This is a genomic window from Myxococcus sp. RHSTA-1-4 (assembly GCF_020037125.1).
GTDB lineage: Bacteria > Myxococcota > Myxococcia > Myxococcales > Myxococcaceae > Myxococcus.
In genome coordinates this window covers 79946-91396 of the sequence record NZ_JAIQDG010000007.1, presented here as the reverse complement: position 1 = coordinate 91396, position 11451 = coordinate 79946, and the positions used below count along the sequence as shown (strand labels likewise).

Annotated in this window: 7 protein-coding genes; 5 read left to right on the top strand and 2 right to left on the bottom strand. The window is 72.5% G+C overall.

The features are described 5' to 3' along the window. The first annotated feature begins 119 nt into the window (after positions 1-119). A complete protein-coding gene (locus K8638_RS12500) occupies positions 120-3113 on the top strand; it encodes a serine/threonine-protein kinase (RefSeq protein WP_223754860.1) in 2994 nt (997 codons plus the stop codon). Positions 3114-3136: 23 nt separating this feature from the next. Next, positions 3137-4750, top strand: a complete 1614-nt coding sequence (locus tag K8638_RS12495) for a sigma 54-interacting transcriptional regulator (protein ID WP_223754714.1) — start codon at positions 3137-3139, stop codon at positions 4748-4750. Between the two features lie 10 nt (positions 4751-4760). Here K8638_RS12495 and K8638_RS12490 read toward each other — a convergent pair whose 3' ends face one another. After that, entirely contained in the window at positions 4761-5327 is a 567-nt protein-coding gene (locus K8638_RS12490; RefSeq protein ID WP_223754713.1) for a MarR family winged helix-turn-helix transcriptional regulator, read from the bottom strand. 116 nt (positions 5328-5443) lie between these two features. Here K8638_RS12490 and K8638_RS12485 point away from each other — a divergent pair, with 116 nt between their 5' ends. Then, positions 5444-5980: a carboxymuconolactone decarboxylase family protein gene (locus K8638_RS12485; RefSeq protein ID WP_223754712.1), complete on the top strand. Its 537-nt coding sequence runs from the start codon at positions 5444-5446 to the stop codon at positions 5978-5980. Positions 5981-6050: 70 nt separating this feature from the next. Here the strand turns inward: K8638_RS12485 and K8638_RS12480 are convergent, their stop codons facing one another. Continuing rightward, entirely contained in the window at positions 6051-7229 is a 1179-nt protein-coding gene (locus K8638_RS12480) for a bifunctional methionine sulfoxide reductase B/A protein (RefSeq protein WP_225937227.1), read from the bottom strand. A 210-nt stretch (positions 7230-7439) separates the two neighbouring features. Here K8638_RS12480 and K8638_RS12475 point away from each other — a divergent pair, with 210 nt between their 5' ends. Together K8638_RS12475 and K8638_RS12470 are read left to right on the top strand one after the other, a co-directional pair. Further along, positions 7440-8303, top strand: coding sequence for a hypothetical protein (locus tag K8638_RS12475; protein WP_223754710.1), 864 nt, complete (start codon positions 7440-7442; stop codon positions 8301-8303). A 55-nt stretch (positions 8304-8358) separates the two neighbouring features. Further along, entirely contained in the window at positions 8359-11394 is a 3036-nt protein-coding gene (locus K8638_RS12470; RefSeq protein ID WP_223754709.1) for a DEAD/DEAH box helicase, read from the top strand. Positions 11395-11451: the final 57 nt, after the last annotated feature.

Genomic DNA, 11451 nt, shown 5'->3' with positions numbered 1-11451 from the left:
CGCAGCCGCAGTGTCAGGAAAAGAGACGTGCGGTGGAAGGACCCTTGAGAGTTGGCTCGTGAGCAGGCGGGCCCACACGAGGCGTGGATGGGCGTGGGCGGCGATGTACAGTCGTGAACATGAGTCCTCAGCGGCCCGGGGGGGGCCCCGGCTCCGACGGCCCCGAAGAAACGCTCACCCTGGGGGCGCCCGCCCCCGGGCCGCGTCCGGACTCCGCGCGCCCTTCCGGGAACACCCTCGCGGGCTCGAGCCGCCAGGGGGCCATCGCCTCGCCGCCTCCGGGGCGGGTGCTGGCGGAGCGCTACACCGTCCTGAACCTGCTGGGACATGGCGGGTTCGGCCTCGTCGTCTCGGCCTATGACGTCCGGCTGAACCGGCGCGTGGCCCTCAAGCTGCTGCGCCCCGTCTGGAGCCTCGACGAGGACGACGCCGGCCAGGTGCGCCTCCTGCGGGAGGCCCAGGCCATGGCCCAGCTCAACCACCCCAACGTGGTGCACGTCTACGACTCGGGGCGGCTGGAGGACGACTCGGTCTTCATCGCCATGGAGTACGTGGAGGGGCGGACGTTGCAGCAGTGGCTGAAGCAGCAGCCCCGCCCCTGGCGAGAGGTGCTGAAGGCCTTCCTGGAAGCGGGCCGGGGCCTGGCGGCGGCGCATGACGCGGGGCTGGTGCACCGCGACTTCAAGCCGGAGAACGTGCTGGTCGGCGAGGACGGGCGCGTCCGGGTGACGGACTTCGGCCTGGCGCAGGCCGCGCACGGCTCGGAGGCCGCACCGGAGGCCGCGCCGCGCCCGCTGCCCAGGACGTGGACGGAGCCGCTCACCGAGTCCGGCAAGGTGGTGGGCACGCCGCGCTACATGGCCCCCGAGCAGCTCCAGGGCCGCGCCGTCGACGCGCGCAGCGACCTGTACGCCTTCTGCGTGGCCCTGTACGAGGGCCTCTACGGTGCGCGGCCCTTCGCGGGCGACACCTTCGGCGCCATCCTCGACGCCCGCCTCGACGAGCGCATCATCCCTCCTCCCCCCGAGAGCGAGGTCCCCGCCTGGGTGGCACGGGCGACGCTGCGCGGGCTCAAGACGGACCCGCTCCAGCGCCCGGGCTCCATGCGCGAGCTGCTCCACGAGCTGGAGGACGACCCGGAGCAGCGGCGGCGGGCCCGGCTGCGCGCGGGGGTGCTCGCGGCGGGAGGGGCCCTGCTGCTGGTGACGGCCGTCTGGGGCTGGCTGCGCCAGGAGGCGCCCGCGTCTCCCTGCGTCGGCATGGAGGGGCGGCTGGCGGGAGTCTGGGACGCGCGGCTCCGGGACCGGCTGGAAGAGGTCATGGTGGGTACGGGCCTGCCCGAGGCGAAGGACACCTTCGGGCGCGTGTCCCGGCTGCTGGACACGTACGCGCAGGGGTGGGTGAAGCAGCGGGCGGAGGCGTGCGAGCAGGCCCGCCAGGAGTGGGCGGAGCAGTCCCACCGGCTGGCGGCGCTGCGGGAGTACTGCCTGGAGCGGCGGCGCGGCCAGCTCGGCGCGCTCACGGAGCTGCTCGTCAAGGCGCCGGACCCGACGCTGGTGGGCCGGGCGGTGCAGGCCGTGCAGTCGCTGCCGGCCCTGAGCGGCTGCGCGGACGCGCGCCTGCTCACCGCCGAGGTACCCCCTCCGGAGGACCCGGAGGTCCGCGCCCGCGTCGAGTCCTTCCAGCGCGAGGAGGACCGGCTGGAGGCCCTCCACCGCGCGGGACAGTACAAGGAGGGCCTGGCGTTCGCGGAGGAGCTGCGGCCCCGGGTGAAGTCGCTGGGCTACCCGCCCTTGCAGGGCAGGTTCCTCTACTGGCACGCGCTGCACCTGGACGGAGCCGGTGACTACAAGGGCGCCGAGTCCGTGCTGCGCGAGGCGCTGGTGCTGGCGGCGCAGGGCCGGGACGCGATGCTGGAGACCCAGGCGTGGAGCCTCCTCGTCACGGAGGTGGGCGTGCGGCAGGCCCGCTACGCCGAGGCCCTCTGGCTGGAGCTGCCGCTGATGGCCTCGGCGGAGCGCCTCGGTGACGACGCGCTCCTCGCCCTGGCCCTGGAGACCCTGGGCAACGTGCGCTGGCTGACCGGCGACCCCGTCCTCAGCCTCGGGTACTACGAGCGCGCGCTGGCCCTCATGGAGAAGGGCGCGGCCGAGGAGAACCTCGGCCTGGCGCAGCTGCACAACGGCCTGGGCAACGTGCTCATGGACCAGGGGCGGTACGCGAAGGCCCGCGAGCACTTCGAGCGGGCCCTGGCCATCAAGCAGCGGCTGCTCGGCGACGAGCACCCCACCATCGCCGTGACGCTCAACAACCTGGGCATCATCCACGAGGAGCTGGGCGAGTACACGGAGGCCCAGGCCCGGCACGAGCGCGCCCTCGCGCTGCGGCGCGCGCTGCTCGGGCCCGAGCACCCCATGGTGGCCTCCTCGCTCACCAACCTGGGCGACGTCCTCCTGGCCCAGGGACGCCTGGACGCGGCGCTGGAGCACCACGAGCGGGCCCTCGCGCTGAAGCAGAAGACGCTGGGCCCGGACCACCCCAGCGTCGCCACCTCGTACACCAGCCTCGGCGAGGTGCTGGCCGCCCTGGAGCAGCATGAGCGGGCGCGGGAGCACTTCGAGCGCGCGCTCGGCCTGCGTGAGAAGGTGCAGGGCTCCGACCCCATGGACACCGCGGAGGTGTCCGCGCTGCTCGGCCTGACGTGGGTGCACCTGGGCCGGTGGGACGAGGCCCTGCGCCACCTCCAGCGGGCCCGCGACACGGGGGAGAAGGTGGAGTCCTCGGACCCGAGGGTGCTGGCGCTCGCGCGCTTCGGGCTGGGTGAGCTGCACCTGGCCCGTGGCCAGCCCGCCGCGGCCGTGCCGCTCCTCGAGCGCTCGCTGGAGCACATCCCCGTGCGCGCTCGCGCCGACGCCCGATGGGCCCTGGCCCGGGCCCTGTGGGACACGGGCACCGGACGTCCGCGCGGCCGGGAGCTGGCCACGCAGGTCCAGGAGCACTACCGCCGGGTGGGCCAGGAGCGGAAGGCAACGAGGGTGTCCCAGTGGCTGCTGTCACACCCTGGCGCCATTGCGTCCGACACCGGCCAGGACGACGGTGTAGGCTCCAGGTGAAGACCGCGGCCCCGGGACTTTCGATGCAGCAAAAAATCTCCGACGACATGTCACAGACGGCGGAGCACTCGCAGGGCCGGGAGGCTCCCGCCTCGCGAGTGATGCCCGTCCTGACAGTCGTCTCCCACCCCCAGCCCCAGCGCATCGGCGAGCGGCTGGTGCTGGAGATGCTGGCCACCTCCGGAAGGACGGCGTCCCTGTCACGCAACGCCCCGGAGTTCTCCCGTCCCGGGGGACTGGTGACGCAGCCGCTGGGGGACCCGTTCGTCAGCCGCACACCCATCCAGTTCGAGCCCGGAGCCAGGGGGCACCTCCAGCTGCGGGTGCCGGAGAATGGAACCCGGGTGTGGGTGGCGGATGAGCCCGTCCAGGGCGTGCGCGAGTTCTCACCCGAGGAGCTGCAGGCGGGTGTGCCGCTGGTGCTCGCCGAGCGCGTGGTGTTGCTGCTCCACCTGACGTCGTCCTCCCGTGAGTCCCCGCCGGACGGCCTGGGCCTCGTGGGCCAGTGCGAGGGCATCCGCCAGGTGCGCGAGGACATCTCGCGCGTGACCGACCTCGACGTCCCCGTGCTCATCCGGGGCGAGACGGGCACCGGCAAGGAGCTGGTGGCGCGCGCCATCCACGACCGGGGGCCGCGCCGCGCCGGCCCCTTCGTCAGCGTCAACCTGGGCGCGCTCTCGAAGGAGCTGGTGGCCGCCGAGCTCTTCGGCGCCCAGCGCGGCGCGTACACCGGGGCCACGAAGGACCGCGAGGGCTTCTTCCGCGCCGCCCACGGCGGCACGCTCTTCCTCGACGAGGTGGGCGAGGCCCCGCCCGAGGTGCAGGCCGCGCTGCTGCGCGTGCTGGAGACGGGCGAGGTGTACCCGGTGGGAGGCCACACCCCGGTGCCCGTGGACGTGCGGCTCGTCTCCGCCACGGACTCCGACCTGGAGGAGCGCATCCAGGAGCGGCTCTTCAAGGCACCGCTGCTGCACCGGCTGGCCGGCTTCGAAATCCACATGCCCCCGCTGCGCGAGCGCCGCGAGGACATTGGCCCGCTCTTCCTCCATTTCGCCCGGCAGGAGCTCCAGGGACTGGATGGAGTGGAGCGGCTGTCGTCCTCGGACCCGCGCGCGGAGCCCTGGCTGCCCGCGTCGCTGGCGGTGCGGCTGGTGCGCTACGGCTGGCCGGGCAACGTGCGCCAGCTTCGCAACGTCGTCCGGCAGCTCGTCATCGGCAGCCGGGGCCTGCCGCACCTGCGCGTGGACGCCCGGCTGGAGCAGACGCTGGACTCCGACGCCATGCCCGTGCCCGGCGGGGCCCCTGCTCCGTCCGCCGCCGTCCCCACCCCGCCCGAGACGAAGCCCCAGCGGCGCAAGCCCTCCGAGGTGACGGAGCAGGAGCTGCTGGAGGCCCTGCGCGCCTGCTCGTGGGACCTCAAGGCCACCGCGGACTGGCTGGGCATTCCGCGCCCCTCCGTCTACGTCCTCATCGACAGGAGCTCGCTGCTGCGCACCGCGAGAGACTTGAGCCCGGAGGAAATCACCGCCTGCTTCCATGACTGCGGGGGGGACCTGGACAAGATGGTGCAGCGGCTGGAGGTCTCCAAGCGCGCGCTCCAGCGCCGCCTGCGGGAGCTGGGGCTGGGCAGCGCCTGAGACGGGGCACTCAGGCTCCGGCCGCCTCGTGCTCGCGGCACAGCAGCAGGCTGTCCTCGCGTGAGAGCGGCTCCTCCGTGAGGCCACAGCGGAAGCGTCCCGGCCCCTCGCGCCGGAAGTGTCTGCAGGTGGCGCACGCGCCGAAGCTCCGCTGGGCGTTCGCGGACTGCAGCGAGCGCAGCAGCCCGGTGAGCGCCTCCTCGAGCGCCCTGCCCCCTTCCGGCAGCCCGCCCAGCACCTGGCCGAAGAGCGCCGGCGGGAGCGCCTCGTCCAGCACCGCGCGCCCCGCGTCCGTCAGGAACAGGTGGACGACGCGGCGGTCCTCGGTGCTGGCCTCCTTGCGCAGGAGCCCCTTCTCCTCCAGCAGCAGCAGCGTCTGGGACACCGTGCCCTTGGTGAGCCCCAGGTACTCCGTCAGCGCGGCGGGCGTGTTGCTGTAGCGGTTGCACGACTGCAGGTAGCGCAACGCCTGCAGGTGCACCGGCTGGAGCCCATGCCGCAACCCCGCCGCCCGCTCCTCCGTGCGGAGCAGGTTCCCGATGCGCTCGAGCAGTGCGTAGAGACGGTCGACGGCCACGAAGCAGAAGGTATCGGGGCGATACCGACTTGACAAGAGCAGGGGGGCCGGCGCATTTAGTATCGAGTCGATACCACATCGACGTGCCACCCAACCCGCTGTCCCGGAGTCCCGTCATGACCACGCCCACCATCGCCCCCGTCACCCCCGCCAACACGCCGGCCGCGTCCGAGCCCACGCTCGCCGCCCTGAAGGCGAAGTTCGGCGGTGTTCCGAAGATGTTCGCCACCTTCGCCCACTCGCCCGCGGCGCTGAATGCGGTGGCGGGCTACTTCAACGCCATGGGCGAGGCGAAGCTGTCGCCGCGCACGCAGGAGGCCATCGCCATCGCGGTGGCGGAGCTCAACCACTGCACCTACTGCCTGTCCGCCCACACGGCGCTGGCGAAGGGGCTCGGGGTGAAGGCGGATGAGCTGAGCGGCTTCCGCGGTGGCCGCTCGCCGGACTCGCGCGAGCAGGCCATCCTGGACCTGGCCGTGGCCATCGCCCGCACGCGCGCCGCCGACGTGGGCCCGCAGCTCGCCCAGGCGCGCAAGGCCGGGCTGAGCGACGCGGAACTGGTCGAGGTGGTGGCCGCCGTCGCGCAGAACGTGCTCACCAACTACCTCAACGTCGTGGCCGGCACCGAGGTGGATTTCCCCCGCGTGGGCTGAGCGGCGCGCACGTCCACGAACGTGACATACCCCGGAGCGCCACCTCGCACGGGCGGCGCCCCGGGAGTGCTCAGTCGCGCAGATAGTGGCACGTGTACCCGCCGGGGTTCTTCACCAGGTAGTCCTGGTGGTACGCCTCGGCGGGGGTGAACTCACCGGCGGGGGCAATCTGCGTGACGACGGGACGGGGCCACTTGCCGGATGCGTTGACGCGGGCCTTCACCTCCTCCGCCACGCGGCGCTGCTCCTCGGACAGGTAGAAGATGGCCGAGCGGTACTGGGTGCCCACGTCGTTGCCCTGGCGGTTGAGCGTCGTCGGGTCATGCATGCGGAAGAACCACTTCTCCAGCAGCGTCTCGTAGCTCAGCACCTTCGGGTCGAACACGACGCGCACCGACTCCGCGTGCCCGGTGTCACCCGAGCTCACGTCTTCGTACGTGGGGCTCTTGAAGGCGCCGCCGGTGTAGCCGACGTCCGTCTGGAGGACGCCGGGAATCTTCCGGAGGATGTCCTCCATGCCCCAGAAGCAGCCGCCCGCGAGCAGCGCTGTCTCCGTGGTGGTCGCGGCCGCGGCGATGGCCTTCGCCGTGTCGGGCGTCGCCTTCTGGGAGCTCGCCGCCTCCTTCCGGCCGAAGTGCGGCAGCCACGCGCCATATCCCTGCTTCTCCAGGTCCTGAACGGGGATGAAGCGCAGCGCCGCGGAGTTGATGCAGTAGCGCAGGCCCGTGGGACGCGGCCCGTCGTCGAACACGTGGCCGAGGTGCGAGTCACCGGCCCTGGAGCGAACCTCGACGCGGACCATGCCGAGGCTCACGTCCCGCTTCTCGACGACGCGGGAGGGGTCGACCGGGCGCGTGAAGCTGGGCCAGCCGGTGCCGGAGTCGAACTTGTCGCGGGAGGAGAAGAGCGGCTCTCCGGTGACCACATCGACGTAGAGCCCCTCGCCCTTGTGGTCCCAGTACGGATTGCGGAACGGCGGCTCGGTCGCGTCCTCCTGGGTGACCTCGTAGGCCTGGGGCGAGAGGGTGCGGCGGAGCTCCGCGTCGGACGGCTTCTCATAGCGGCGGGTGTCGTTCACGGTCGGCCTCGGGGAGTCGGCCGCGCCGGGGCCCTTCCCTGGAGACGCCCCGCGTGCCTCGGTGCAGGCGGCGAGCACCGCGAGGGCGGCGAGTGCCAGCGGGAGGAGGTGTCGCGCCGCGACAGGAGCGGCGCGACGGCGTGCGGGTGGAATGGCGGCAGCAGGCGACATGGATTCAGCCTCCGGGCACGCCCCGGCGCGTGCGGGTTTCCCCCTGGTACGCGCGAGCCCCGGAGCCGGTTTCAGGCTCCGGGCATTTTGCTCCCCTGCCTGCCTCCCCGCTCCTGGCAGGACGTGCTTGCGGAATGATTGAAAAGGCATTCCGGCGTCAGGATAGAGTCCTCGCAGGGGCCAGGCCGATTCCCGTATGAGGTTGTGCCAATGATTCGCTTTCTGCTGATGGCAGTCTTCTTGCTGCCCACGGCCTCGCTCGCCACCGCGAGTCCCGAGGAGCCCCTCCCCAACGACTCCAACGGCCCCACCGTGGGCCAGGAGCCCCAGCCGGTGGAGACTCCCGAGGCGCCGGCAGCCGGCACGCCACGAGTCGATGAGCCACCCGCCGCGGCCTTGCCGCCTCCGGCCCCGGTGCGGCCGGCGCTCTCCTTCGCCGAGGCGAAGGAGCAGTACGAACTGCGGCACATCGGCTTCGACGACTACGTCGCGATGACGATGAATTCCTGGACGATGGCCACACCGAGAACGGTCGCGCGCTGGAGCATCCCCTACGAGGGCAAGTACAAGAAGCCGCTGGAGGGAGAGGCTTTCTACCAGAAGCTGGGCAGGACGGACCTGGTGGAGGCGTACCAGGGCAACATGCGCAAGAAGATCCTCATTGGCGTCGCGGGTGGGGCGATGGTGGTGGGCGGCGGCGTCCTCGCCCTCGGCGTGCTCGGTCCGCGGGACGAGGATTGCAGCATCAACAATCCCGGCTTCAGCGCCTGTGTCCGCCGCAACATCGACAATGGTGACAAGAGACTCACGATGGCCATGCTGGGCATCGGCCTCGGCGCGGCGGGCGCGGGGGTGATGGCCTATGCCGTCTGGCGCACCCCGCATCCCATCGCCGCGAGCGAGGCGCGCGAGCTGGCCGACGGCTACAACAAGCAGCTCCGGGCGGAGCTGGGACTCTCCGACGAGCCCGCCCCCGCGCCACTGCCCCGAAAGCGCCCGGGAGTCATCCAGGCGAGCCTGACGCCCACCGTGGGCCCTGGCGGAGGAGGCCTGCTGCTGAACGCTGTGTTCTAGGCGCTCACTGGGGTTTGCGCGGAGCCCGCCGAGGGGATAGGGAGGCGGGCCTCGTATGTCCGCCACCGAGGAACTGCTCGAAGCCGTCCGGGAGGAAGCGCGCCCGGACACCTGGTCCGCCGGCATGGGCCTCGCCCGTGCGGGTGCCGTCTCCGTGCAGTCCGTGGGTGAGGAAGAGGCCGTGCTGCGGGTGCGAGCCGCGGGCCGTCCCACCCCCGTGACCACCGTCCTCTACCCGGAGGACGAAATCTGGGAGTGTGACTGCCGGGGACGGGTGGACCCGTGCGAGCACGTGGTGGCGGCGGCCATCTTCTTCCACCACTCGCAGACCCAGCGCGCGCCCACGCAGCGTGCCCCCGCGCCGCGCGCCGCCGCCCCGGCCCGGCCTGCTTCGCCGCCCCAGGCGCCCGCGGCCCAGCCCGGCCCGCGCCCGGGTGCCGCGCCGAAGCCGGAGCGGATGGTGTACCGCTTCAAGCGTGTGGACGGAGGGCTGCAGCTCGAACGCCTGCTGGTGCGCCCCGACAACACCGCGCGGCTGCTGGCGCGCAGCCTCGCGTCGCTGCTGACGAACCCCGTGGAGGCGGCGCGAATCCACGTGGAGCCGTGCGACCGGGTCGCGGACAGGCTGCTCCTGAAGCCCACGAAGGGCGCGCTTCCGCCCGAGCGGCTCGAAGCGCTCCTGCGCGCGCTGGAGCCCGCGCGCACCGTCATCTTCGACGGCGCGCTGGTGTCCGTCTCCGCCGAGCCCCTCCTGCCCCGTGTCACGGTGGAGGACCGCGGCGAGCAGACGGTGCTCAAGGTGGAGAAGGACCCGAACGTCACCGAGGTGGTGACGCCCGGCTTCGCGCTGAGTGGAGGCACGCTCTGCCGGCTCGGCGAGCTGGCCCTCACCGGCCCCCGGCTGGAGCACCTGCCTCAGGAGCGCGCCTTCTCTCCCGCGCAGATGGGCGAGCTGACCGGGAAGGTGCTGCCGGACCTCGCGCGGCGCATGCCGGTGGACGTGAGGAGCCAGCGGCTGCCGCCCATCGACCGCACGCTCAAGCCGCGCATCTCCATGGAGCTGAACCAGCTCGACGCCGGCCTCTCGGTGCTGCCCACGCTGGTGTACGGCTCGCCGCCGACGGTGCGCATCGACAACGGGCGCATGGTGTACCTGAAGGGCGCGGTGCCCGTGCGCGACGAGGGCGCCGAGCAGCAGCTCATCCACCAGCTCCGCGACGAGCTGAACATGGTGCCCGGCCGGCGAGTGACGGTGCAGGGGCAGGAAGCGGTGCAGCTCGCCAGCAAGCTGCGGCGCTGGCGCGGCAGCCTCACCGGTGACGCGGCTCGCGTACTGAGCCCCAACGTGAAGCTCCGCCCCGTCCTCTCGGTGGACGCGGGAGCCACGCAGCAGGGCGCGCCGAGGGTGGAATTCTCGTTCGACTTCCAGGTGGAGGGCGCGGAGCCCGGCGCGCCGCGCACCGTGGACGCGGGCGCGGTCATCCGCGCGTGGGAGGAAGGCCTGGGACTGGTGCCGCTGGAGGGCGGCGGGTGGGCGCCCCTGCCCACGGAGTGGCTGAAGTCGCATGGCCAGCGCGTGGCGGACCTGCTGGCCGCGCGCGAGAAGGACGGGCGGCTCGCCAACCACGCCATCCCCCAGCTCACCGGCCTGTGCGAGGCGCTGGAGCACCCTCCCCCGCCCGGCCTGGAGCGGCTGGCGCCCCTCGTCCAGGGCTTCGAGAAGCTGCCGGACGCGGCGCTGCCGAAGGACCTCACCGCCACGCTGCGTCCCTACCAGCTCCAGGGCGTGAGCTGGCTCACCTTCCTGAAGCAGGCGGGCCTGGGCGGCGTGCTCGCGGACGACATGGGTCTGGGCAAGACGCTGCAGACCATCTGCACGCTGGGGCCGGGGACGCTGGTGGTGGCGCCCACGAGCGTGCTCCCCAACTGGGAGGCGGAGGTGAAGCGCTTCCGTCCCTCGCTGAAGGTGTCCGTGTACCACGGCCCCGGCCGCGCCCTGGACGAGACGGCCGACGTGACGCTCACCACCTACGCGCTGCTGCGGCTGGACGCGGAGGTGCTCGGAGCGAGGACGTGGGACACGGTGGTGTTGGACGAGGCGCAGGCCATCAAGAACCCGGACAGCCAGGTGGCGCGCGCGGCGTATGGCCTGCAGGCCGCCTTCCGGGTAGCGCTGAGCGGCACGCCCATCGAGAACCGGCTCGAGGAGCTGTGGAGCCTGATGCACTTCACCAACCGGGGGCTGCTCGGGGGGCGGAAGGAATTCGACGAGCGGTGGTCCCGGCCGGTGACGGACAACCAGAAGGGCGCGGCCGAGCGGCTGCGCGCGCGCATCCGTCCCTTCGTGCTGCGCAGGCTCAAGCGGGACGTGGCGCCCGAGCTGCCGCCGCGCACCGAATCCGTCAGGCACGTCACCCTCAACGAGCGGGAGCGCGCCGTCTACGACACGGTGTACGCGGCCACGCGCGAGGAGGTGGTGTCCCAGCTCGAGGCGGGCGGCAGCGTGCTGAAGGCGCTGGAGGCCCTGCTGCGGCTGCGCCAGGCGGCGTGCCACCCTGCCCTCGTACCGGGCCAGCAGGCGAAGACGTCCTCCAAGGTGCAGGCGCTGGTGGAGGCGCTCGGCACGGCGGTGGAGGACGGACACAAGGCGCTCGTCTTCTCGCAGTGGACGTCCATGCTGGACCTCATCGAGCCGGAGCTGAAGGAGGCGGGCGTCGGCTTCATCCGGCTGGACGGGAGCACGGCCAACCGCGGCGCCGTGGCCGCGTCGTTCCAGGACCCGAAGGGCCCACCGGTGATGCTGATTTCGCTGAAGGCGGGCGCCACGGGGCTCAACCTCACGGCGGCGGACCACGTCTTCCTGGTGGACCCGTGGTGGAACCCCTCCGTGGAAGCCCAGGCCGCGGACCGCGCGCACCGCATCGGCCAGCAGCGGCCGGTGATGGTGTACCGGCTGGTGTCCCAGGGCACGGTGGAAGAGAAGATCCTCACCTTGCAGGAGAAGAAGCGAGCCCTCTTCGAGTCCGCGCTCGGCGGCGCCGAGGGGGCCACGGCCCTCACCCGGGCGGACCTCATGCAGCTGCTGGATTGAATGAGTCCCAGGCCCCTCGCCCGGAGCGGATGCTCCCGCTCCGGGCACTCCCCGCTT

Coding starts and splice junctions, on each gene's coding strand:
- K8638_RS12500 (WP_223754860.1), top strand. CDS start 120: ATGAGTCCTCAGCGGCCCGGGGGGGGCCCCGGCTCCGACGGCCCCGAA.
- K8638_RS12495 (WP_223754714.1), top strand. CDS start 3,137: ATGCAGCAAAAAATCTCCGACGACATGTCACAGACGGCGGAGCACTCG.
- K8638_RS12485 (WP_223754712.1), top strand. CDS start 5,444: ATGACCACGCCCACCATCGCCCCCGTCACCCCCGCCAACACGCCGGCC.
- K8638_RS12480 (WP_225937227.1), bottom strand. CDS start 7,229: ATGTCGCCTGCTGCCGCCATTCCACCCGCACGCCGTCGCGCCGCTCCT.
- K8638_RS12475 (WP_223754710.1), top strand. CDS start 7,440: ATGATTCGCTTTCTGCTGATGGCAGTCTTCTTGCTGCCCACGGCCTCG.
- K8638_RS12470 (WP_223754709.1), top strand. CDS start 8,359: ATGTCCGCCACCGAGGAACTGCTCGAAGCCGTCCGGGAGGAAGCGCGC.